Origin of the sequence: Kribbella sp. NPDC056345 (genome assembly GCF_042262745.1) — a bacterium.
Classification (GTDB): Bacteria; Actinomycetota; Actinomycetes; order Propionibacteriales; family Kribbellaceae; genus Kribbella.
In genome coordinates this window covers 196,438-219,662 of record NZ_JBHJQQ010000006.1, presented here as the reverse complement: position 1 = coordinate 219,662, position 23,225 = coordinate 196,438, and the positions used below count along the sequence as shown (strand labels likewise).

The window sequence follows — 23,225 nt, the reverse complement described above, 5'->3', positions numbered from 1 at the left end:
GACGGGGAGGTGGACGATGGTGGCGGCGGACGACGGATTCTCAGGGGCGAACCAGTTGGACCTGGGGTCCTTCAACGAGGCTGTGATCATCGAGACGATCCGGCTGGCCGGGATCATCAGCCGGACCGAGATCTCCCGCCGGACCGGCCTGACCCAGCAGTCGATCTCGCGCATCCTGCGGATCCTGCTGCAGCAGGGTCTGCTGGTCGAAGAGGCGCAGGAGCGAGCCGAGCGGCTCGGCAAACCGCGGACGCCGGTGCGGTTGCGGTCGAACGCTGCGCATGCGGTCGGTATCCATCTGGATCCTGAGCTGCTGACTGTCGCAGTGGTCGATCTCGACGGCACGATCGTGCGCCGTGAGACGGCTGACCTGGCCGATGACCTGCCGACCGACAAGCTGATCGATCTGACCGCGGCGACCGTGACCGCGGCGCTCAGCATCAGCCAGGTCGACCCGAAGTCCATGCTCGGCGTGGGCGTCGCCGTACCGGGTCCGATCGATGCCGACGGGTCTTTGCTCGCGCTGCCGTTGCAGCCGGCGTGGCGTGGGTTGAAGATCCGGCACCTGTTGCAGGAGAAGCTGAACCACCCGGTCCTGGTCGAGAAGGACGGTACGGCGGCCGCGATCGGCGAGCGCTGGATCGGACGATCGGCCCGGGCCCGCGACTTCGCGTATCTGTATCTCGGGACCGGTGTCGGGAGCGGTCTGATTCTCAATGGCTCGATCTACCGCGGTGGGACGGCGAATGCCGGGGAGTTCGGTCAGGTGGCCGCGCTGCGGATGGGGGAGTGGGACGTCTCGACCGGACCGGAGATGGTTCCGGAGTGCAACCCGACCGCCTCGCTGCCGGTGATCGCCGCGTCGTACGGATATGTCGAAACCGATCCTGATGCGACCGATGAGGCCAAGCGCTACAAGGCGGTCTGCCGAGCCGCGGCCGCCGGCGACGAAGCAGCGTTGCGGGCAGCCACCCGGGTCGGCCAGGTGATCGGTCAAGGCGCGGTCGGGCTGGTCGACCTGCTCGACATCGATCTCATCGTGGTCGGCGGGCCGGCGTACGCGCCGGAGATCTCGCGGATCCTGCTGACCGAGATCGGCCGCGCAGTGAACCTGCATCCGGTGGCCCGGGAGATCCGTCCGGTGGTCGTCGAGGAGTCGATGCTGCAGGCCGACGCGGCCGCGGTCGGAGCGGCGTCGACGATCTTCCACGACGCGTTCACCCCGCGAGTGAGCGGCTCGAGTCAGGCTCGTAGGCTTCCGAAGTGATCAAGTCCCGCCAACTCACTCCCGACGTCGAACTCCGTCTCGCCGCCCTCTCGGACGCGGCTGCCTTGGCCGATGCGTACACCCGCAGCTGGGAGCATCTGAAGCGCTGGGAGCCCGCACGGCCGGCGAACTGGTTCACCGAACCTGGTCAGCGAGAGCGGTTGTCGTTGGCGCTCGCGGGGCTGGACGCCGGCCGATCCGTGCCCTGGCTGCTCGCTTCGGGCGATCGGATCGTCGGTGCCGTGACCTTGAGCGACATCGTGCCGGGCCCGTTCCGCAACGCGCACCTCGGCTACTGGCTGAGCGTTGACGCGGTCGGCCGTGGGCTGATGACGCTGGCTGTGAACGCGGCCGCCGAGATCGCCGACACCGAACTGAAGCTGCACCGGCTCCAGGCCAGTGTGTTCGTGCACAACGCCGCGTCGCACGCCGTACTCGAACGCACTGGCTTCACCCAGATCGGCTTCGCCCCGAACTACCTGTACATCGGCGGCCGCTGGCAGGACTCCAACCTCTTCCAGCGAATCCTGAACGACCGCGCCCCCGGCACCTAGGCCGGCGGCAGGCCGATGCCGCGGGAGACGTCCACGTCGTCGTAGCGGCCTTCGAGTACGTCGAGGAACTTCACTGGCCGCTGGAGGGTCGAGGCGATGTAGACGGCCTTGACCGTGGCCAGCGCGTCGATCGCGTGCTGGACGGTGATACCGGGCTGGCCGCCGTTCGCGATCGCGGCCAGGATGTCGTCGTACTGCGCCTTGTGGCCACCGGGCGGACCGGCGTCGATGGACTGGTCGTCCTTAAGACCGTCGGCGTTGAAGCGGGCGAGCAGATCGTCCTCGATCTCTGCACCACCCTCGGTGCCGTGGACGGCGACTCGGGTCCGGCCGCCGGGGAAGGCCGCGGTGGTTGCGTGCAGCGTGCCGACGGCGCCGTTCTCGAAGGTGATCGTGGCGACGACGGTGTCCTCGACCTCGATGGCCTGATGGGTGGCGCGGATCGCCTGGGCGTAGATGCTGACCGGGCGGCCCATGAACCACAGCAGCAGGTCGACGGTATGCACGCCCTGGTTCATCAGGGCGCCGCCACCGTCTTGTGCCCAGGTGCCACGCCAGCCGGCGGACGCGTAGTACTCGTCGCTCCGCCACCAGGCGACCGTCGCGACGGCTGACGTCAGCTGACCGAACCGGCCGGCGTCGATCGCCTGCTTCACCTGCGCGCTGCCGGCGTCGAAGCGGTGCTGACTGATCACGGAGGCGACGACGCCGTGGTTGGCCGCCCGGTCGGCGGCCGCCCCGAGCCGGCGGGCCCGGGTCAGCTCGACGTCGAGCGGCTTCTCGATCACCACGTGCTTCTTCGCATCCAGCGCCTGCTCGGCCAGGGCGGCGTGCGTACCACTCGGCGTACAGATCGCGACCAGCGTCACGTCGGACCCCGCGAGCGCTCCGGCGAGGTCGTCGTACACCTGCGGCTCCGGGTGCCCGGCCTCCTTCAGCCGCGCCGCCAGCGCGTGCCGGGCGTCGGCGTCGTTGTCGACGAGCGCCGTCACGGTCGCGTCCGGTCGTGCCGCGATGGTGTCCGCGTGGGCGCGGCCGATGATGCCGCATCCCACGATCGCGACCTGCTGGTCTGTGTCAGCCATCTCGCTCCTACTGGGCAGTGAAGTTCGCGGTCAGAATCTGGTCCGTAGTCACGGTGAAGCGGTACTCCGGATCGGTCGAGACGACCGTTCCGGCCACGGTCCAGTTCTGGAAAACGCTATCCGATTCCGGCGTCGCCGTCACGGTCACCTGCGCGCCCGGCTCGTACTTGCCGGGCTCGGACTCGTTTCCGGCGATCCGGACGTCACCGTTCCCGTTCGCGGTGACGCTCACACTCCGCTGCACCATGTTGATTGCCATCACGTTGCGCAAAAGCGCCGGGCCTTCGAGGGTGGCGCCGTTGTAGCGGGCGATGTTGGTCACCGCGACGTCACCTTCGACCACCTTGACCGTGAACCCGCCGTCCCCGAGGTTGTCGGTGCCGAGGTTCGTTGCGTTTACTTCACCGCTACGCACCACCAGGCCGTCGTGGAAGCCGTAGGCGAACACGTTCAGGAGCGTCACGCCGGTGGTGCCGTCGACCGTGACGATCTTGGCGGTCTTGCGCATGTACTTGTCGATGACGAGCTCGAAGATCCGGCCCTCGTTCATCCAGTACGGCTGCTGGTAGCCGGTGCGGGTGACCGCGTTCCCGTTCGAGAGCACGCCCTCGATCCGGGCGTCGTGGCCGGCGCCGAGGTGGATGGCGTGGTCGAAGAACGCCCCGGCGACCTTCCGGACGAGAGTGTGATCCCCGCGCAGGTCGATGCCGTTCCAGGTGTTCGGGAACCCGGAGTTGATCACGTAGTTGCCACCGGCGTGACCGCGGACGGCGTACGGGTAGGGGACCACCCCATCGGCGCTGCCCGGATTGTTCTCCGGGTAGAAGACACGCAGCCCGCGGACTCCGGCGCTCTTGCCCAACGTGATGAGCGGGGTGCCGTCGGCGTTGTTGCGGCCCTCGAAGGCGTGCAGGACGGTTCCGTAGCTGGCGCCGCCTTGATCGCGGTTCGGTACGGCGGATGCGCCGCGCAGCTCGACGTTCGCGGGAACGCGGAGGTGGGTGCTGATCCGGTACCAGCCCGCAGGCAGGTAGACGATGCCGCCGCCGGACCGGCCGGCCTTGTCGAGCACCTTCTGTACGGCGCTGGTGGCGTCGGCGGCCGGGAGATACCCGATCCCGTGCGGCGCGTTCACGAGATACAAGCGCTGTGTCGCCGCAGAGAGCGCTCTCTGGGGAACGCTCGGGGCCTTGCCCTGCATCTGGTGAACGGTTCCGGAGAGAGCGCCGGAGAGCGCGACTCCGGTGAGCTTCACGTACCCGTGAGAGTTGTTCACGATCGCGTGCTCGCTGCCCTCGATCCGGCCGCCCGCGATCTGCCAGCCCCAGCGGCTGTCCATCTCGTCCACGAGAACGCCGATCTGAGAACGGCGGATCTCCAGCTGCAGGAAGCTCCCGGTGAACTGGGCCCGCTGCCCCGTGACCACGTGGATCCCGATCTTGTAGTCGGAGAGCGCGATCTGGTGAAACTGATCCCACTCGAGATCGCCGAGCGCGAGACCGGTTCCGTTGGCCCGGGTCCACGCATCCAGAGCGGCGCGGGCCGGCGGCCGGAAGGCGGCGGGCGCGGCCGCCCAGTAAGAGTTGCTGAAGGCAACGTTCTCCCAGGTGCCGACGTCGGCACCGTTGTAGGCGCGCGCACCCTCGAAGAGAGCGGTTCCCCGGATGTTCCGGATCGTCGTCGACTCGTGCACCTGGCCGGAGCTCGGGGCGTTGCCGCGGTCGTTCGGCATCGTGCTGATCCCGATCCCGCGGTACGAGTTCAGCATGGTGATATCGGCGATGGTCGACATCATGTAGTTCTCGTTGCCGATCCAGGCACCACCCGGGACCTCGAAGGTGTAGTTGTACGGGACCGGGTTGGCGGCGTTCTGGTTCGGGTAGTAGGTCGTGACGCCGAGGACACCGGCGCTCCCGCCGATCCGGAACAGACTCGGCCCGTCATCCCCAGACGCGAGATCCGCGATGACGACCGTGCCGTAGTCGCCGGCGGCCAGGCCCCGCTCGTCGCCCGCGCGTACGTTGCCCCCGGGCCCGTTGCCCGCGCGCCCCTTGTCCGGGTCGCGGCGATCACCGCGCAGCGTGCAGAACGCGTGCACCTCGATCGTGTCGGTCACCTTGTACTTGCCGGCCGGCAGCCAGACCGTGCCACCGCCCGCGTCCTGACACGCGTAGACCGCGGCCTGGATCGCCTTGGTCGAATCCTTCCGCCCGCTCCGATCAGCGCCGTACGCGGTCGCATCGAAGTCAGCGACCACGCCGTCCTCCGTCGGGTTCACCGTGTTCACGAGCCGCGGTTGCGGGGTGACGACCGGCGAGACGCGAAGCTGCAGTTCGCGGACGATGTAGGCCTCGGCCCCGGTCATTGCGACCCGGACATAGCGTGCGCTGGTCGTCGCGAACCGGGTCCGGCTGAACTGGTTCCCGCCGGGGGAGCCGGTTCGTCCGACGGTGGTGAAGTTCTGAGCGTCGTTCGAGACCTGCACGGTGTAGTCGGGGGAGTAGGCCTGTGCCCATTCGACCCGCACATCGTTGACCGGTCGCGCCGTACCGAGATCGAGCTGCAACCACGAGTCTCCTGCACCGCTCGTCCACGCGCTCTCGTGGTCACCGTCGTTGACGTTCTCGACCCCGGTCCCGCCGCTGGCAGACGCCGTACCGGTGTTGGCGAAGTTGGTGTCCACAGCAGACGCGGTGAACGCGTCGAGCTTGGTCTGCAGCGTCTGGATCGCCTGCTTCACCTGTACGTCGGTCGCCCCCGGCGTGGTCGCGACCGTCCGCGCGTCCTCGATCGCCTGCCGCAGCGTCGCGCGGCTCCCCGCCGGGTACTGCCCGTCGCGCGAACCCTCGCGGGCAGCCTTCTCAACCCGGGTCGCAGAACCGATGAGATCGAGCAGACCCTCGGTGACGTTCAGCGTGGTCGCGACCTTGGCCACCCGGACCGCCGCGACCTTGAGATCGACCGCGCCGTCACCGTTGTGGATGCGGAAGTCGCCACCGTTCGACCGGTTCGTGAGGACGGCATCCGGCAGCGCGAACGTGTACGTCTTCCAGGTCTTGGTGTCGCCGTAGGTCACGACCTCGGAGTTCTTGAACATCTCCGGGATGGTCGTGCCCGGAGAGTCGTAGTGCAGACCGAACTGCCCGTTGCCCGCGTCGAAGTAGTCGATGCTGACGAGCACCAGATTGCGGTTGTTGTAGAGGTAGGTGTCAGCCACATTCATGTAGAAGAAGCTCATGCCTGGCGCCGGAGCAGTCCGATCGGTCTGCCAGTACGACCGACCATCCTGTACGCCGGTCACCAGGAACGAGCCGTTGTCCCCGGCCCGCGGGCTGATGCCGGACTGGATCGGCGAAGCACCGAGCTGAACCGACGCACCCGCCGTACTGATCCGCAGGCCGGCGACGGTGATGTCCGCATTGCCGAACAGACGGATGTCCGCGTCGCCGAGGCGGTTGGTGAAACCGATCCCGGTCAGCTCGAAGATCCCGGTCTTCCACTGGCCACTGCCGGTCAGCTGGAGGTCGGTCGCATCGGCCTGCGGGTCGGCGGCGGCGTCGTACTGGAGCTCGAGGCTGCCGGTCCCACGGTCGAGATAGGTCACCGTCACCAGGACATCGTCGGTGCCGATCTCGTCCACGTAGTCGCGGTCGACGTCGAACTCCAGGTAGCCGGTCCCAGCTGCCTGATCGGTCTGCCAGTAGCCGCGCCCCTGCTCGGTCCCGGTCCGCAACCCGGCCGGGTCATCCCCGGCCGCCGGTTTCACCCCGAGCGTCGTTGGCGTTGGACCGAGATCGGCACCCACACCGCTCGGATACATCGTCGCCGCTTGAGCCTGCTGCGGCACGGCGATGGCACCGGCGAGCAGGAGGGCGGGCAGGAACCGGGCAAGCAGACGTCTGGTCATGCTGGTCTCCAGGTGGCGGTCCGGAAGCACACAGGGGCAGGCGCCGATAAGTTAAACCAAGCGTGTTACTAATTCAAGAGTTCAGACCCCCACCCAGCAGCACCGCAGAACCACCGCACGAACGACAGGACGTACACCTCTACGCACCCCACCCGGCACGCCTGACCCAACCGCCGGAACACCACATCCGGCCCACACCTCCTGTCGCTAGTGCACAGGACGAACGCTCAGGCGACGCCGACCAGTTCGCGGGCGGGGGCCTGGAGGTCTTCGAGGAGGGTGAAGAAGTGGGTGGCTGCGTCGGTGAGGCGGAGGAGGCCGGCCTCGTGATGCTGCCAGCCGAAGAGGAGTTCGCCGTCGATGGTGCGTTCGTCGGTCGGGACGGCGTAGCGGCTGAGGGTGACGCGGGCCGGGCCGGTCTGGGGGTGGTGGTCGCCGCAGCCGCACTCGGCGGCGATGGTGATCGCGGTCAGTGCTTCGGCGGGGTAGTGCTGCAGCTGCAGTGTGGTGCCGCGGGCGGTGAAGCGGGCGATCGTGGCGTCAGGCAGCTGGACGAGCAGCTCGACCGGCACGGCGTGGGAGCCGGGCAGCAGGCGAAGGCCGCGGGACGCGAGGAGATCGGCAAAGGCCGGGAGATTCATGGGTGCAGGATCCTGTGGGTGCTGGTGTCGGCGGGCGGGCCTGGGAAAGGGCAGGGCCTCGTGCGCCGGAGACGGCGCGCGTCAGCGACAACAACAGCAACAACACAGCAGGTTCTGCATGCCGACGATCATGGCAGAGCCTGCGCCCGACGACAACACCGTCCGCGATCTGGGACAACTGTCCGTAGATGCAACGAACCCGCACCCAGAAGGATGCGGGTTCGGCGGTGTTCGGGGGTCAGTCGGCCTTCTTGCCGAACATGATCTCGTCCCAGCTCGGCACGCTGGCGCGCTTCGAACCGCGCCGGGCGGGCTTCTTCTTGGTCTCCTCCGCGGGGGCAGCCTCGGCGGCCGGCTCCTCGGGCAGTTGCTCCTGAGCCGCCGGCTGACTCGGCGCAGGCGCTTGGGGTGCCGGAGCCGGTCGGGGCTCCTCGGCCGGGCGCGCAGGGGCGGTCGGCTGCGGACGGAGCTCAGCCGGACGTGATTCCGCAGGCCGCTCGGCAGGGCGACGTTCGGCCGGACGCGGAGGCGCCTGGGGAGTCGCCGCGGCAGGACGATCGTACGGAGGTTGTGCCGGGGGCTGCTCGTTATGCGAGGGCTGGCTGCGGTCGACAGTGCCCGGCGGGGGACCGGCGGGAGCGCTGCGCGATTCCGGGAACGCGGCCGGCGGCGCATCGCGCCGCTCCGTGAACGGGTTCGCCGGCGGTGCCGCGCGCTCCTCCGGGGGAGCGAACGCTGCGGACTCGGCCGGTGGCTGGGCCGGACGCTCGACCGCGCGAACCGTCGGATGCAACGCCGGCGGCTGCTCGATCGGTACGTCGATCAGCGTCGGCTCCTCATCCGGATTCGGCACCGAGTGCACCCGTCGCGGCCCCCGCTCGGTATCCCGAGAAACCGGCTGGTTTCCAGCGGGATTGCGGCGCGGAAGGCTGATCGTGTCCTCGAAGCCGGCCTCGTACGAGTCGGCCCCATGATCCGGAGCCACCGAAAGGTCGATGTCCGCGACAGCGGCCAGCCGCCGCTCACCCGGTTGGTGGACCGGCTGCACCGGCGGAGGCAGCACCTGCGCCTGCTCACCAACCAGCCAGCGCGCCTCGTCGTCGTCCGGGACCGCGTAGCGCCCCGGAGCGTCGTAGGCGAAGAGTGCGATCTTCTCTTCCTTCTGCTCGGAATCGGGATCCGAGAGGTCTTCGGCCTCGACGAAGTACGAGACCCGGACCTGCCAGCGGCCGTCGTCGCGCCGCCAGGCGTCCCAGTCGGCGGTGGCCGGATCGACGTGCCGGGTCCGCAACCGCTCGGTCACCCACGCACCGAGATTGCGGGTCGGCGCGTCGGCACCACCGCGCCGCCGTACTGAGGCACGCTGGGCGAGGTTCGCGATGTGGTCGCGCTCGGCCAGGACCGGCCCGGCGAACGCCATCACGCGCTCCATCGGCATCTGGGCGACCGCAGCAACCGCCTCGGGACTCTCCCCGGCACGGATCCGAGCCTGGATGTCTCGTGGGCGCAGCGCGCTCTCCATTTGAATCTCCAGCTGGCCGAGTCGGGCACGGTCGCCGCGCAGGGCCGCACGCAACCGGTCGTCGACCGGGACGGCGAACTCCTCACCCGTCTCGGGCATTGCCAGGATCAGCTGTGTGCCGTCCTGGCTCAGACCGACGAGCCTCGCCTCGCGCATTGCCTTTGTTCTCCTGTGCGGTTCTCGACAGTCTCTCCCGGGACGGGGGCCTGACCAAAGACCGGCACGCCGTACCGGTCGGTCATTGTGGAGATTACGTCACGAAATCACCTTCACGCTGCTCACCAGGGCCCTCTGAGTCACATCAGTCACAGTAGTCACAACCGTCGGTGACTGCGACGACACGGGACCCTGGTCAACATTACGAATCAGACGCCGTACGCCGCACGCACGGCCAGCGCACGCTTCACGTCGTCCGCGCGGTCACCGACCGAACGCCGGATCCCCGCCGCCACGGACTCGTCCGCCACCAGATCCGTGGCCCGGGCCACGACCCGCTCCTCGATCTCGAACCGCGGGAAGCCACGGCTCGCCGAGGAGGCCACGACCCAGCCGGACCGCAGCTTCTCGGTACCGGGGATCTCGGCGAAGTAGCGGTCGACGTACGGCGCTGTGAGCTCGCGCTGCGCCGGATGCCAGAACCCTTCGCAGGCCGCGTCGAGTTCGTAGTTCGACAGGTCGCCGTTGGTCATGATCAGCGACCACGCCTTCTCCTTGGCCGCGGCCGTCGGCAGCGCCGCGCGGCAGCGAGTCGCGTGCTCGCGGCCTTCGGAGGATGCGTCGCGTGTGAGCTCCGCGTCGATCTCGGCATCGCCGATCGCGCCGAGCCGGGCCAGCTGCAGCAGGACGAGCCAGCGCAGGTCCGCGTCCATCGTGACGCCGTCCGGCACCGCGACGCCGCTCAGCCAGCCCTGGAGGCGCTCGACGTCCGCGCTCTGCCGCGCGTACGCCCGGACGACCGCGAGCTGGAGGCTGGAGCCGGCCGGCAGATCGGGCAGCCGGTCGGCCAGGACCTTCTCGAGCCGGGCGCGGTTCTCCTCGTAGGGCAGGTAGCCGCCGAGGATGTGGGTGCGGGCCCAGTCGCTCATCGTGCCGATGCCGATGTCGCTGGCCTCGCCGGCCAGCATCTCGAGCAGGATGTCGAAGGCGAGGTTCGGGTCGAGCTCGCCGTCGGCGGTCGAGTCGCGCACGCTGTTCAGGACGACAGCGCGGGTGACGCCGTCGGTGATCTTCGGCAGCACCGCCGTCAGGTTCGTCAGGCTGTCGGCGTCGAGCCGGATCTTGGCCCAGGTGTCGTCACCGGTGTCCGGGATGACCACGAGAGTCGAGGCATCGAGCGGTACGTCGACCTCGTCCGCGTCGACCACGACATCGACGATGGTGGCGTTCCCGTCGGCGTCGTACCCGCCGACCGTCAGCTTGTGCGGCCGCTGCGCCGGGAACTGGGCGGGCGCCGTACGGCGAAGTTTGATGCCGTCGGGAGTCCGGACCGCCGTGATCGTGTCCAGACCGGGGGTGCGCAGCCAGTTCTGGGCCCAGGTGTCGATGTCGGCCGCGCCGGCCTCGGTCCACTTGGCGAGCAGGTCACCGAAGGTCGCGTTGCCGAACTCGGCGGCGCGGATGTGGGCGATGACGCCGGCCAGGAAGATGTCGTCACCGAGGTAGTTGGCCAGCTGCTTGAGCACGGCCGCGCCCTTGGCGTACGAGATGCCGTCGAAGTCGTCGAGCGAGGCCAGCGCGTCCTTGACCGGGTCGGCGGCGACCGGGTGCGTCGACGTCCGCTGATCGGCCTGCAGGCCCCACCACTTGCGGATGTAGGCGAAGTCGATCCAGTTGTCCTGGTAGTCGGTGGCCGCGGTCGAGACCCGGTGCGCCATGTACTCGGCGAACGACTCGTTCAGCCACAGGTCGTTCCACCACTTCATCGTGACGGTGTCGCCGAACCACTGGTGAGCCATCTCGTGCACGATCGTCCGCGCCCGGTTGCTGCGCTCCTGGTCGGTCGCGGCCGAGCGGAACACCATCGGGTCGCGGAACGTCACGCAGCCCGGGTTCTCCATCGCGCCGGCGTTGAACTCCGGGACGAACGCCTGGTGGTACTCACCGAACGGGTACCGGTACCCGAACATCCGGTGGTACTCGTCGAAGGCCTGCTTGGTGACCCGGAAGATGTCCGCGGCCTCGCGGTCCAGCGCCTCCTTCAGCGACTGCCGCGCGACCACGCTGAGCGGGATCCCGTCGTGCTCGTCGGTGATCTGGTGGTACGGCCCGGCCACGATCGTGACGAAGTACGTCGACAGCGGCATCGTCTCGGCCAGCTCCCAGCGACCGGGGGAGACCTGCGTCGCTGCACCGTTGCCCAGCACCAGCCACTCGGTCGGCGCGGTCACCTTCACCCGGTACGGCGCCTTGAGGTCGGGCTGGTCGAAACACGCGAAAACCCGCGGAGCCGCGTCCAGGAACGACATTCCGTAGGTGTAGACGAGACCGTCGGCCGCATCGACCGCGCGGTGGATGCCCTCACCGTCGTGGGTGTAGGCCATCGAGGCCACCACGACGAGCTCGTTCTCGGCCTGCAGACCGGTCAGCTCGAGCCGTCCGTCGTTCAGCCCGGCCACGTCGACCGGCTCCCCGTTCAGTGTCACCGACAGCAGTTCGTCGGGTTTCACATCGACCCAGCTGGTGGGTTCGGTCGCTGCGAACCGGACGATGGTGGTGGATCCGAACGTTCGCTCGCCCTGGGTGAGGTCGAGATCGACGTCGTACGACTGGACGGAAAGTGCGGCAGCCCGGGTACGGGCGCCGTCGACGGAGAGACTCGGCATGGCGCCACTCTATGCTCTGACCATGAGCACGATGGAGTACCGGCAACTGGGTGACTCGGGCCTCACCGTGAGTGTGGTGGGGCTGGGCTGCAACAACTTCGGGCGCAGGCTGGACGCGAGCCGAACCGACGCGGTGGTGAACGCCGCGATCGACTCCGGGATCACGCTGTTCGACACCGCTGACATCTACCGCGGTGAGTACGGCTCGAGCGAGGAGCTGCTCGGCAAAGCACTCGGCTCGCGCCGTGACCAGGTGGTGCTGGCGACCAAGTTCGGCGGCGACATGCACGGCGAGAACGGCCCCGACTGGGGTGTGCGCGGCTCACGCCGGTACATCCGGCGCGCGGTCGAGTCGAGCCTGCGGCGGCTGGGGACCGACTGGATCGATCTGTACCAGCTGCACTTCCCGGACCCGGTCACGCCGATCGAGGAGACCCTCGCCGCGCTCAGTGAGCTCGTTGCCGAAGGCAAGGTTCGCTATATCGGCAGCTCGCAGTTCGCCGGCTGGCAGGTGGTGGACGCCGACTGGGCGGCCCGGACCGGTGGCCACGCCCACTTCATCAGCGCCCAGAACCAGTACTCGCTGCTCGAACGCGACATCGAGGACGAGCTCGTGCCCGCCTGCGAGCACCTCGGGATCGGCATACTGCCGTTCTTCCCGCTTGCCTCCGGTCTGCTCACCGGCAAGTACAAGCGCGGCGAGGCCGCTCCCGAGGGCACCCGCCTGGCCACGCAGCCGGAGCGGCTGGCCCAGGCCGACTTCGACCGGATCGAGGCGCTCGAGACCTTCGCGGCCGAGCGGGACCTGACCATGATCGACGTCGCGATCGGCGGCTTGGCCGCGCAGCCCGCGGTCGCCTCGGTGATCGCCGGCGCCTCGACCCCGGAGCAGATCGCACAGAACGTCGCGGCCGGCACCTGGGACCCCACGCTCGACGACCTCGCCGTACTGGACGACCTGACGTGACCCTGATCCTGCTGCCCCCGTCCGAGGGCAAGACCGGCCGGACCCGCGGCCGCGCCGTCGACTTCGGCACGCTGTCGTTCCCCGAACTCAACCCGGTTCGCGAGCAGGTCCTCGAGACCCTGGCCAAAGTGTCCGCCTCTGAGGACGCGTACGGCGTGCTGGGCGTCGGCGCATCCCTCCAGGCCGAGGTCGATCGCAACACCCGCTGGCGCACCGAGCCCGCCGTACCGGTCTCTGAGCTCTACTCAGGTGTTCTGTACGACGCTCTCGGCTACTCCACGCTGTCCGCCGGCACCAAGCGCCGCGCGGCGAACCGCCTCCTCGTCGTGTCCGCCGCCTGGGGCGCACTGCGCCCAGCCGACCGCGTACCGCCGTACCGGCTCTCCATGGGTACGACGCTCCCCGGCCACGGACCGCTCGCCGGCGTCTGGCGTGAGCCCCTGGCCGCAGCGCTCGCCGAGGCCGACGGTGTGATCGTGGACTGCCGCTCGTCGACGTACGTCGCCGCCTGGCGCCCAACCGGTGACCGGGCTGCCAAGTGGGTCTCGGTCAACGTCGTCCGCGAACGCAACGGCGTACGCACAGTCGTCTCCCACATGGCCAAACACACCCGCGGCCTGGTCGCGCGGCACGTCCTCGAGTCCGGCAAGGACCCCGGCACCCCGAAGGCACTGCACAAACTCGTCAGCGACCGCTGGAACGCCGAGCTCGACCCGGCCGCCTCCGGCTGGACCCTGACCGTGGTCGAGCGCGACTGACCACCGTCAGTAGCGGCCCGGCTGCGGGCTACGATCTCTCCCGGCAGGCGAACTCTGGGGGAGACGATGACTGGGGACGTTCCGAACCCGTACAAACATGCGGTAGGCAGGGCGCTGACGACCTTGCGCCCGCAGGTACACGCCGCGGCGATCGCACTGGAAGCGGCCAAGAAGGCCTTCGCAGCCGGAGCATGGACCGGGGGAGCCTCAGGCGCGTTCGCAGCCGACCTCCAAGGCCGCGACAAGGCCGTGAAGGCAGCAGCGACGGCATGCCTCACCGAGCTCGAGACCATCTACCGAGGCGAGCCGGAGCAGGTCGCGCCGACCGCCTGGCAGATCCGGTGGCGCAACCAGGGACGCGTCGAGTGACGATCGCGAGCATCGACCTGGTGATCCTGAACGATCTGATCCGGCGGATGACCGACGCGGCCGGTGCATTGATGAGTTCGGCCGGCCAGATCAAGCGCACCAGCACCGGCGTCCTCGGCGGGGCTTCGGAGACAGCGACCATCAACCAGGTTGCCGGCTGGGTCAACGACCAACTCCCAGGCCTCCGCCGCCGGCTGGCCCTGGCCCAGCAGATCGAGAACCAGGCCATCACCTTCGGCCAGCGAGCCGCAGGCCAGCGAGGCATCGTCAAGATCGACGAGTCCCTGCTGTCCACGCTCCCACCCGACCAGGCCCGCGCCCTGGGCGCCGACGCCGCCAAGCAGCTCAACGGCGCCCCGGGCAAGCTCAGCCCCGAACTGATCGCCGTACTCGCGAAGAACCAGAACGACCCGTACTTCGCCCTCGGCTTCGCCGGCAACGCAGACCTGAAACAGGTCTCGTGGGCACTCCGCCTGGCCTCCCGCGACCGCGAACGAATCATCGCCGAGTCAGGCCCGAAGTCCCCGGAGCTCGAGCAGTGGAAGGTCCACTACACCTCGCTGGTCACGGCCCTCGGCACCACCCTCGGCACCGCCACCCGCGACCTCGACGGCGTCGGACTGCCACCTGGCTTCGCCGAGAAGTACGCCGACGCAATCACCGAAGGCAAGACCCGAAGCTCAACCCCGTCCGACATCGCCCACGGCCAAGGCCAGTCCCTCTCGATGCTCCTGCGCTACGGCCGCTTCTCCACAAGATTCCTGGACACCGTCAGCACCAAGGTCTACGACTACGAGTACGCCCACAAAGACGACCCGGTCTGGGAACCACGGACCTACTGGGAGCCCTACCACTCCTTCGCCGGCGCCTACCAACCCGACGGCAAAGCCATGCCGGACGCCCTCGCAAACATCCTCGAAGCCCTCTCCCACAACCCCCAGGCCGCCCAGAACTTCTTCGACGTAACCAACCCCCACGCCGCCACCACAACAGTCGAGATCAACGGCGAAAAGCTCACAGTCAACAACCGCCTCAAGTACCTGCTCCAGGACCGCACCTGGCACTACGACAACGGCGACGCCCTAGGCAACGCCCTCCAAACCGCCACCACCACCTGGCGAGACCGCACCGACAACGGCCGAACCTCCGCCACCATCGCCAGCCAATCCTTCGCCCTGATCGGGCAAAACGTCGGCAAGGGCAAAGACGGCGGCTGGTTCATGGGCCTGGACGAACACCAAGGCTGGAAACCCGGCACCGCCATGCGAGACAGCCTCGCCCACATGCTCGCCAGCTACGGCCCTGACCTCATCTACGTTCTGGGTGGCCGTCCAAGAGTCACGTCCTTCCCGTCGGGCTGGACGCAGGACGGATACGCGGGCCTTCCGCCCGCCACAGTGTTCCCACCGGACGGTCCGCTGGGAGCGAGGATGGACCGAGAGCTCGTCAGCAAGCTGCTGCACGTCGTCGGCGAGGACGAGAGCAACGTGAAGATCGTGTCCGCCGGTGTCATGGCCGCCGGACAATTGCTGTACGCGCACGCATTTGCTGAGGGCCTGAAAAAAGATCCACAGAACGCCGTCAGGCTGCTGACAGCCGACCAAAAGGCACCGGACGCCAACGGCGCAGGGACTCGGCTTGCCAAGACGATGAGCTTGCTGATGAACGCAGCGTACGAGGGCGGAAAGGAGCAGGCAGACTTCGAGAAGCGCAAAGCGCAGGCGGTCTCGGACGCGCTTGGGCTTGCTCTGAAAATGCCGGTCGTGCCCGCACCGAAAGGCCCCTGGACAGGTCTCCTTCTGGATGTTCTCAAGTCCGCCGCCCTCAAAGAAGTCGCCAAGGTGCCGGATCGGCCGTCGGGAGAGGATCGGCCACTGGCGGATGTCGTCCAAACACGCCTCGAGGATCTGACGATGGCCAGCCTGTTGGCCGCCGGCTACTTCGCGCCCGGTGTATACGCCGCGGCGAACTCTCCAGGTGCGCCTAAGAAGTATGTGCCGCCGTCGCCGGCGGCGTTCAAGGCCGGTCCGGACGGTAAGCCCGTCGAACCACTGCAGTTCGACATCGAGAGTGATGCGTACAAGGACTGGATTGACTCCGGCCAGGCTCCGACGGATTGGACCGGGTTGGTAGTGGTCGGCCCTTATCGCGACGCGTTCCCAACCCTGCGAAAGTGAATAGCTCATGCATCGTGCTACGTGGAGAGTCCTCGCCGCGGCTCTGGCAGCTTCGTCGGTGGCGGCCGGCTGCTCCGACTCTTCGAAGGTCGATGATCGGAGGCCGCTGCCTACGAACTCCGCCGCCGGCGAACTCGTCTGCAGGTTCGTGTCCAAGGAGAGTCTTTCGATTGCCCTAGGGTCAGCTGACTTCAACGCAGAGGGGGACAAGCGGGACGCCCACCGGAAGAACCCGGACGGTTCGACGCTGGCCGCCGCTACCTGTGAGGTGACCACTGGGGAGGCGAAGGGGAAGAACGCCATCTCTGTGTCTGTTCAGCCGCTGGGCCTGATCGGTGAGGATGACGCGCAGGTGGCGGAAGTTCTCGCGTCGGGACGTGCTGATTTTGTTTTTCCGGCTGCCGAGGGGATGGGGTTCGGGGCCTCCGAGCAGACGCTTCACCTCGGTGCTGGGGTTTGTGATCTGATTGTTGGGGACTGGCACTACGGTGTGACGATTCAGAATGCGGTTGCGGGGCGGAATGCGGTGGATGATGCCGTTGCGCTGACTCGGCAGGTGGTGGCTACGTTGAGGCTGCCGAAGGTGGGGACCAAGCCTCGGCCTACGGTGTCGCCTTCGAAGTGACTGGGGTTCACTCGGGTTTCATCGGCAGGTGGTTTCCGGGTTGAGTGGGGCGGGGAAGGCTTGAGGGCAGCACGTCAGGGGGGATCCGCCCTTCGGAAGGCCTGACTGATGCGACGTTTCACCGCCCTAGTGATCTCTGCCGTCGCGGTCTGGGTGCTCACCTCGAGCCCAGCCCTGGCGTCTCCGCCGACCCCGCCGAGTGCCAGTACGGCGACCACCCAGCTGAATGGCCTGACGGTCAAGGCCGAGGGGTCGAGTACTGGGTACTCGCGGGACAAGTTCCCGCACTGGCACACGGTGTCGGGTACCTGTGATACCCGCGACCAGGTCCTCAAACGTGACGGCACCGGCGTCACCGTGGACAGCCAGTGCGAACCGACCGGCGGCCGCTGGTACAGCGTGTACGACGCCGTGTGGGTCACCGATGATTCGACGATCGACATCGACCACATCGTCCCGTTGTCGGAGGCATGGAAGTCCGGGGCGAGCGGGTGGACTACTGCGAAGCGCGAGCAGTTCGCCAATGACCTGAGCATCGCGCAACTGATCGCGGTCACCGCCTCGAGCAACCGCTCCAAGGGTGATAAGGATCCATCCGCCTGGAAGCCGACCAACGCCTCGGTGCACTGTGTCTACGCGCGCGAATGGATCTGGGTGAAGCACACCTACGGCCTGTCGTTGCAGTCTGCCGAGAAGACCGCGCTCCAGGGCATGCTCGCTACCTGCTGACTACTCGGCACGCCAGATCGTGCGCTGGACGAGCAAGGTGAGCACCCCGGCGACCGTCATACCGGCGAGGTTGATGCCGAGTTGCGCGGCCGCGCCACCGATGTGGTGGGGTGCCCACAACGCGACGGACAGCGCCAGGTCGCCGGCTGCCGGCACGGTCGTCACCGAGATGAACACGCCGACCAGTGCATTCGACCGGCCGGCCGTCTGTGACAGCACTCCGGCACAGCCGGCCAGTACGGCGACCACGGCCGACCATTTGTCCGGTCGCCAGATGAATCCGGTCAGCGGCCGGGCCGCGGTGATCGAATCCGTATCGACCCACCCGACAGCGCGCGCGAGCAACGCCGCCAGCGCAGTGACCACGATCGCGATGGCAAAACCGCGGACCAGCAGTACGGCGGCCTTCCACGTCAGACCGTGGTTGCGCAGGGCCAGGCCGACCGCGAGTGCCGCCACGACTCCGAACTCGGGGCCGACGACCATCGCCCCGACCACCAGGATCGACGAGTCGGTCACGACGGCCACCGCAGCGATCATCGTGGCCAGCGTGAGGAAGGTGTAGTAGCTCCACGAGCCGCTGGCCTCGTTGTAGGCCTTGTCGACGACCGCGTCCCAGATCACCGCGTCATCAGGTGCTCCCGGCGCCGCCTTCTCGGTCGCGCGGGCGTTGCGCGACGGCGCGGACTCCACCACGGCGACCGCGACCGAGCCCTCGTCGTACAGTCCCTGATCCCTCAGGAAGTCGAGAATGTCCGAGGTCGCCTCGCGGGTGACGTCGCACTCGATGACGTCACCGGCCGGCCGCTGAGCGGCGCCGGGCAGGCAGACCACGCTCGTCACCCGTGGATCGTCGACGAGCGTGTCCCGGACGCGGGTGCTGCGATCCGGTGGGACGATGAGACGAAGGTGCATCACGGGTCACATGCTCCCAGGCGGAGCCGGTCACGTTCCGGCCACACCCCGCAGCCTGAGCCGTGGCGATTGCACCCTTGGATATGGTCCACTGACGCACCGAATCCAGGGAGGCACAATGAGCGACACCTCAGGCGCGGTCGCAGCGCCTGCGACGGGTGACCGGCCCGAACTGAAACGGGTCATGGGACCCGGGCTGTTGCTGCTGTTCGTGATCGGCGACATCCTCGGCACCGGCGTGTACGCGCTGACCGGGAAGGTGGCCGGTCAGGTCGGAGGTGCGGTCTGGCTGCCGTTCCTGTGCGCGTTCGTCGTGGCACTGCTGACCGCGACGGCCTACCTCGAGCTGGTCACGAAGTACCCGAAGGCCGGTGGGGCCGCGGTCTACACGCACAAAGCGTTCGGGATCCACATCCTGACCTTCCTGCTCACCTTCGCGGTGATGTGTTCCGGTCTGACCTCGGCCTCCAGCGCATCGAAGGCGTTCGCGGCCAACTTCTTCACCGCGGTCGGGATCGACAAGGACCGCGGCTCGGTGCTGATGATCACCTCGCTCGCGTTCATGGCGCTCATCGCGATCGTGAATCTGCGGGGCGTCGGCGAGAGCGTGAAGGCGAACGTCGTCCTGACCGTGATCGAACTGAGCGGTCTGCTGATCGTGATCGGCGTCGGCGCCTGGGCCCTGATCGGCGGTGAGGGCGACACCTCGCGGCTGACCGAGTTCAACGTGCCGGCCGGGGAATCGCCGTTCGGCGCCGTCACCGCGGCGACCGCGCTCGCGTTCTTCGCGATGGTCGGCTTCGAGGACTCGGTGAACATGGCCGAGGAGACCAAGGACCCGGTCAAGATCTTCCCGAAGGTGATGCTGATCGGCCTGAGCATCACCGGTGTCATCTACGTGCTGGTCGCGATCTCCGCGATCGCGCTGGTCCCACCGGGTGAGCTGACCAAGGGCGACGCGCCGCTGCTCAAGGTGATCGAGGCCGGTGCACCGGGCTTCCCGCTCGAGATCTTCGCCTGGATCACCATGTTCGCGGTGGCCAACTCGGCGCTGATCAACATGCTGATGGCCAGCCGCCTGCTGTACGGCATGTCGCACGAGAAGGTCCTGCCGGGTCCGCTCGGCCGCGTGCTGCACAAGCGCCGGACGCCGTACGTCGCGATCTTCTTCACCACCGCACTTGCGTTCGTCCTGATCGGATACGCCGACCTGACGGCGCTCGGCGGTACGACGGCATTCCTGCTGCTGTGCGTGTTCGCGATCGTGAACGTCGCCGTACTGGTCCTGCGCCGGGACAAGGTCGAGCACAAGCACTTTCACGCACCGACCGTGCTTCCGGTGATCGGCGCCGTCCTGTGCGTCTACCTGGCCAGCCCGTTGTCCGGGCGGGCGACGAAGGACTACAAGATCGCGGGCTACCTGATGCTGGTCGGCATCGTGCTGTGGGCGCTCACCTGGGTGCTGAACAAGTACGTGTTCAAGCGGAAGGCTGACTTCGATCCGTCACACCTCGACCCGAGTGGTCCGGTGAACTGACCGGCAGATAGGCGGCCACCACGACCGTCGCGAGGGCCGTGAGCCCGGTGACGACCGCGATCCAGCCGAGGGAGCGATACCCGGCGCCTGCGTTGATCGCGATCCCACCGAGCCACGGCCCGAGCGTGATACCGATGTTGAACGACGAGAAGTTCGTCGCGGTCGCCAGCGTGGGTGCGTTACCGGCCAGGCTGAAGACGCGGGCGTTGAGCGCCGGGTTGACGGCGAAGCCGAAGCCGCCGAGCAGGAAGATCGTCGCGACCGCCACGATCGGGCTGCCGGCGGTCAGCGCGAGGACGGCCGACAGGACGACCAGCCCGCTGATCCCGGTGAAGAGCGTGTGGAACGGCATCGCGTCCGCGGTCCGGCCGCCGAGCGCGATCCCGATGAACGAACCGAGCCCGTAAAGCGCGAGCACGCCCGGTACGGCGCCTGGGGGCAGCCCGGTCGTCTGGATGAGCAGCGGCGCGAGGTAGCTGAACACGACGAGGATCGACGCGGTGACGAGTGCCGTGGTCGCGAACGCAAGCCACAACCGTGGGCTCCGGAGGGCTCTGAGCTCCTCCCGCAGCCGGGGCGCTGCCGCCGGATCCGGCCGCCCTGGGGGAATGGTCCGGACGACACCGAGCATCGCGAGCAGGCACAAGCCGGCGACGGTCCAGAACGCTGCCCGCCAGCCGAGGTGCTGACCGAGCACGGTACCGATCGGCAAACCGACGATGGTCGCGATGGTCAGACCGCCGGTGACGATGCTCATCGCGCGCGCCCGGCGATTGGCCGGAACGAGCGCCACGACCGTGACGGCAGCGACCGACCAGAACCCGGCGTACACGAAGGCGCCGATGATGCGCGTGGCGAGCAGAACGGCGTAGTTCGGAGTCAGGGCGCCCGCGACGTGGGTCAGCGCGAAGATGCCGAGGAACAGCAACAGCGCCGTACGGCGTGACCATTTGAGCGTCAGCACGGCCAGGATCGGGGCTCCGAGCAGCATGCCGAGCGCGAACGCCGAGATCAGCAGGCCCGCGGCCGGAATGGAAACCCCGAGGTCCTGGGACAGCTCGGGCAGCAGCCCGGCCAGCATCAGCTCGGACGTTCCCTGCGCGAAGATGCTCAACCCGAGCACGTAGACAGCGACCGGCATCGCGTTCCCCCAAGCCCCACTCGACAGCCACCTTGAGTATCCCAGAGATCACACTGCGCTGTCGCCGCGCCCGCCGCGTCCTGAGACTTGGTGCAGTACGGCATCGTGGTGGCATGAGTTTTCAGACACCCGCGAAGCGCACCGGACGGGCGGTGGACACATCCCGCATCGGGAGTGGGCTGAAGCTGCTGGCCGCGCTGATCGGGCTGATGTGGCTCAGCGAGATCATCGACACGGCATTGAGCGGCCGCCTGGATCAGTACGGGATCATCGCCCGCGACCCCGAGGGTCTCGTCGGCATCGTCACCTCGCCGTTCCTGCACCTCGGCTTCGGCCACCTGATCTCGAACACGCTGCCCCTCGTCACCCTCGGCGCCCTGATCGCCCTCAGCGGCGCCGCCCGGCTGGCCGCAGTCACAGCGGTGGTCGCGGTGATCGGCGGCTTCGGCACCTGGCTGATCTCCCCGCCGAACACGATCACCATCGGCGCCAGCGGCGTCGTCTTCGGCTACGCCGCCTACCTCGTCGCCCGCGGCATCTTCAACCGCCGCCTCACCCAGGTCCTCGTCGGCATCGTGGTCATCGTCGTCTGGGGCAGTGCCCTGCTCGGCGGCCTCCTGCCCCAGGACGGCATCTCCTGGCAAGGCCACCTCTTCGGCGCCATCGCCGGCATCCTCGCCGCCTGGCTCCTCGCCGACGACAAACCCAAGGCACAATCAGCGCGATGATCTCGCCGTATCAGCAGCAGCTCCGGGACCGCTTCCTCGCTTGCCCCGAGACTCCGCCTCCGGCACCGTGGCGTCTCGTCCACTCCCGGACGGTATCAATCGGTGGTCTGCAAAGCATCGGCTTCGCCCAGGCTCCCGGCAGCGGCCACGACCTTGTGCTCGTGGCGTCCTCCAGCGGCCTCGGGGTGTTCGACTGTGTGACAGGTCAGAAGCTTGCTCGCGATTCCGAAGCCGACGAGTCGCCGATGGGTGCGGAGCTGTCGTGTGAAGGCATTGGGCCACTCGCCGGCGTTCGGGTGCCGATGGCCGGGTTGTACGGCGGAGGGCTGCATACGTCGGCCGTGGGCTGGACAGTCAATGTCGTGTATCCGGAGTGGCCGCACGAGCGGATTCTGTTGAGCACCGACAGCATGGCGCCATACCGGCAACCGCACGGAGACGGATGGTGGTGCGTGTTCGACTCGAACTACTCCGAGCTGCGTGCGGCCGGCTTCTCGCCTTCAGGACAGACCTTGGCCGTTGCTACGAGCAGCGACCTCACACTGTGGGCACGCTGAGGGTTGCGGGGTCGGTGTTGGCTCCGCAGATGAGGACGATGACGCGTTCGCCGTCGGCCGGCTGGTAGGCGGCTGAGTCGAGGGCGGCGTAGGCTGTGGCGGCGCCGTGTTCGACGGCCAGGTGGTAGTCGTGCCAGAGTTTGCGGCGGGCCGCGATGATCGCTTCCTCCTCGACCAGCAGGGAGCCGATGCCTTCCTTCTGCGCGACCGCGAAGGCGATGTCCCCGAGCCGGCGCGACCCGAGCGAGTCAGCGGCGACTCCACCCACCGGTCCATCGACCGGCTGCCCGGCCTCCAGCGCGCGATGCAGCGCAGACGACAAGACCGGTTCGACGCCGATTACCTTGGCCCGGTCACCGATCGCAGTTGCGATCCCGGCGACGAGACCACCACCGCCGACCGCGACCAGGACGGTGTCAAACGCCTCAACCTGCTCCAGCAACTCGAGCCCGATCGTGCCCTGACCGGCGACGATCTCCGGCTGGTCGAAGGCATGCACGAGCAGCGCGTCTGTCTCGTCGCGGGCAATCACGGCCGCCGCGTAAGCCTCGGCGTACTCGTTCCCGACCTCCACCACCTCCGCGCCGAGGGTACGCAGCTTGGCGACCTTGGGCGCGGGCGCGTTGACGGGGACGAAGATCCGCGCCGGTACGCCGAGCTCGCGCGCCGCGTACGCCGACGCCAGCCCCGCGTTCCCGCCCGAGGCCGCGACGACACCCTGCCCGGTGAGCTGGCCGTTCTCCTTCGCGAGCAGCAGCCGGTTGAACGCACCCCGCGGCTTGAACGAGCCGGTGTGCTGCAGCAGTTCGAGCTTGAACACGAGCCCGGGCGCCACCTCGATCACCGGAGTACGCCGTACCCGTCCGGTGATCCGTTCTGCCGCTGCCTGCACGTCCTGGACATTTACCGTCATGCGTCAACCCT

Annotated in this window: 19 protein-coding genes; 11 read left to right on the top strand and 8 right to left on the bottom strand. The window is 68.1% G+C overall.

The window, feature by feature from the left end:
- Window positions 1-16 precede the first annotated feature (16 nt).
- Both ACFCV3_RS22850 and ACFCV3_RS22845 read left to right on the top strand, forming a co-directional pair.
- Complete coding sequence (locus tag ACFCV3_RS22850; protein WP_376032858.1) at window positions 17-1,267, top strand: ROK family transcriptional regulator; 1,251 nt, start codon at window positions 17-19, stop codon at window positions 1,265-1,267.
- A complete protein-coding gene (locus ACFCV3_RS22845; RefSeq protein WP_376032856.1) occupies window positions 1,264-1,821 on the top strand; it encodes a GNAT family N-acetyltransferase in 558 nt (185 codons plus the stop codon). Before ACFCV3_RS22850 ends, ACFCV3_RS22845 begins: the two co-directional genes overlap by 4 nt.
- Here ACFCV3_RS22845 and ACFCV3_RS22840 read toward each other — a convergent pair.
- The 5 genes from ACFCV3_RS22840 to pepN all read right to left on the bottom strand — a co-directional run bounded on the left by ACFCV3_RS22840 (window position 1,818) and on the right by pepN (window position 11,798).
- Window positions 1,818-2,906 (bottom strand): Gfo/Idh/MocA family protein, encoded by a 1,089-nt coding sequence (locus tag ACFCV3_RS22840; RefSeq protein ID WP_376032854.1) that lies wholly within the window; start codon window positions 2,904-2,906, stop codon window positions 1,818-1,820. The genes ACFCV3_RS22845 and ACFCV3_RS22840 overlap by 4 nt on opposite strands.
- Before the next feature lie 7 nt (window positions 2,907-2,913).
- Window positions 2,914-6,813: a discoidin domain-containing protein gene (locus ACFCV3_RS22835; RefSeq protein ID WP_376032852.1), complete on the bottom strand. Its 3,900-nt coding sequence runs from the start codon at window positions 6,811-6,813 to the stop codon at window positions 2,914-2,916.
- A 227-nt stretch (window positions 6,814-7,040) separates the two neighbouring features.
- A complete protein-coding gene (locus tag ACFCV3_RS22830) occupies window positions 7,041-7,454 on the bottom strand; it encodes a hypothetical protein (RefSeq protein WP_376032850.1) in 414 nt (137 codons plus the stop codon).
- A gap of 238 nt (window positions 7,455-7,692) precedes the next feature.
- A complete protein-coding gene (sepH, locus tag ACFCV3_RS22825) occupies window positions 7,693-9,132 on the bottom strand; it encodes a septation protein SepH (protein WP_376032848.1) in 1,440 nt (479 codons plus the stop codon).
- Window positions 9,133-9,341: 209 nt separating this feature from the next.
- On the bottom strand, window positions 9,342-11,798 hold the full coding sequence (pepN, locus tag ACFCV3_RS22820) for an aminopeptidase N (protein ID WP_376032846.1): 2,457 nt from the start codon (window positions 11,796-11,798) through the stop codon (window positions 9,342-9,344).
- A 22-nt stretch (window positions 11,799-11,820) separates the two neighbouring features.
- On the opposite strand from pepN, the gene ACFCV3_RS22815 reads away from it, so the two are divergent.
- The 6 genes from ACFCV3_RS22815 to ACFCV3_RS22790 all read left to right on the top strand — a co-directional run bounded on the left by ACFCV3_RS22815 (window position 11,821) and on the right by ACFCV3_RS22790 (window position 17,423).
- The gene (locus ACFCV3_RS22815) at window positions 11,821-12,765 is read left to right on the top strand and encodes an aldo/keto reductase (protein ID WP_376032844.1); all 945 of its coding nucleotides are present in this window, start codon (window positions 11,821-11,823) and stop codon (window positions 12,763-12,765) included.
- Window positions 12,762-13,523 carry a YaaA family protein gene (locus ACFCV3_RS22810; protein WP_376032842.1) on the top strand — a complete coding sequence of 254 codons (762 nt, stop codon included), beginning with the start codon at window positions 12,762-12,764 and terminating at the stop codon, window positions 13,521-13,523. Before ACFCV3_RS22815 ends, ACFCV3_RS22810 begins: the two co-directional genes overlap by 4 nt.
- A gap of 66 nt (window positions 13,524-13,589) precedes the next feature.
- Window positions 13,590-13,892, top strand: a complete 303-nt coding sequence (locus ACFCV3_RS22805; RefSeq protein WP_376032840.1) for a hypothetical protein — start codon at window positions 13,590-13,592, stop codon at window positions 13,890-13,892.
- Window positions 13,889-16,069, top strand: a complete 2,181-nt coding sequence (locus ACFCV3_RS22800; RefSeq protein ID WP_376032838.1) for a hypothetical protein — start codon at window positions 13,889-13,891, stop codon at window positions 16,067-16,069. Before ACFCV3_RS22805 ends, ACFCV3_RS22800 begins: the two co-directional genes overlap by 4 nt.
- 7 nt (window positions 16,070-16,076) lie before the next feature.
- The gene (locus ACFCV3_RS22795; protein WP_376032836.1) at window positions 16,077-16,694 is read left to right on the top strand and encodes a hypothetical protein; all 618 of its coding nucleotides are present in this window, start codon (window positions 16,077-16,079) and stop codon (window positions 16,692-16,694) included.
- A 108-nt stretch (window positions 16,695-16,802) separates the two neighbouring features.
- Window positions 16,803-17,423, top strand: a complete 621-nt coding sequence (locus ACFCV3_RS22790) for an HNH endonuclease family protein (RefSeq protein WP_376032834.1) — start codon at window positions 16,803-16,805, stop codon at window positions 17,421-17,423.
- On the opposite strand, the gene ACFCV3_RS22785 is transcribed toward ACFCV3_RS22790, so the two are convergent.
- Window positions 17,424-18,338: a DUF389 domain-containing protein gene (locus ACFCV3_RS22785; protein WP_376033331.1), complete on the bottom strand. Its 915-nt coding sequence runs from the start codon at window positions 18,336-18,338 to the stop codon at window positions 17,424-17,426. It abuts the gene before it with no gap.
- A gap of 118 nt (window positions 18,339-18,456) precedes the next feature.
- Here ACFCV3_RS22785 and ACFCV3_RS22780 point away from each other — a divergent pair, with 118 nt between their 5' ends.
- Entirely contained in the window at window positions 18,457-19,875 is a 1,419-nt protein-coding gene (locus ACFCV3_RS22780) for an APC family permease (RefSeq protein ID WP_376032832.1), read from the top strand.
- Here ACFCV3_RS22780 and ACFCV3_RS22775 read toward each other — a convergent pair.
- Window positions 19,817-21,016 carry a Cmx/CmrA family chloramphenicol efflux MFS transporter gene (locus ACFCV3_RS22775; protein WP_376032830.1) on the bottom strand — a complete coding sequence of 400 codons (1,200 nt, stop codon included), beginning with the start codon at window positions 21,014-21,016 and terminating at the stop codon, window positions 19,817-19,819. The genes ACFCV3_RS22780 and ACFCV3_RS22775 overlap by 59 nt on opposite strands.
- A 113-nt stretch (window positions 21,017-21,129) precedes the next feature.
- On the opposite strand from ACFCV3_RS22775, the gene ACFCV3_RS22770 reads away from it, so the two are divergent.
- Complete coding sequence (locus ACFCV3_RS22770; protein WP_376032828.1) at window positions 21,130-21,744, top strand: rhomboid family intramembrane serine protease; 615 nt, start codon at window positions 21,130-21,132, stop codon at window positions 21,742-21,744.
- Window positions 21,741-22,301: a hypothetical protein gene (locus tag ACFCV3_RS22765; protein ID WP_376032826.1), complete on the top strand. Its 561-nt coding sequence runs from the start codon at window positions 21,741-21,743 to the stop codon at window positions 22,299-22,301. Before ACFCV3_RS22770 ends, ACFCV3_RS22765 begins: the two co-directional genes overlap by 4 nt.
- Here the strand turns inward: ACFCV3_RS22765 and ACFCV3_RS22760 are convergent.
- Window positions 22,282-23,214: a threonine/serine dehydratase gene (locus ACFCV3_RS22760; RefSeq protein WP_376032825.1), complete on the bottom strand. Its 933-nt coding sequence runs from the start codon at window positions 23,212-23,214 to the stop codon at window positions 22,282-22,284. The two genes, ACFCV3_RS22765 and ACFCV3_RS22760, sit on opposite strands and share 20 nt — an antisense overlap.
- Window positions 23,215-23,225: the final 11 nt, after the last annotated feature.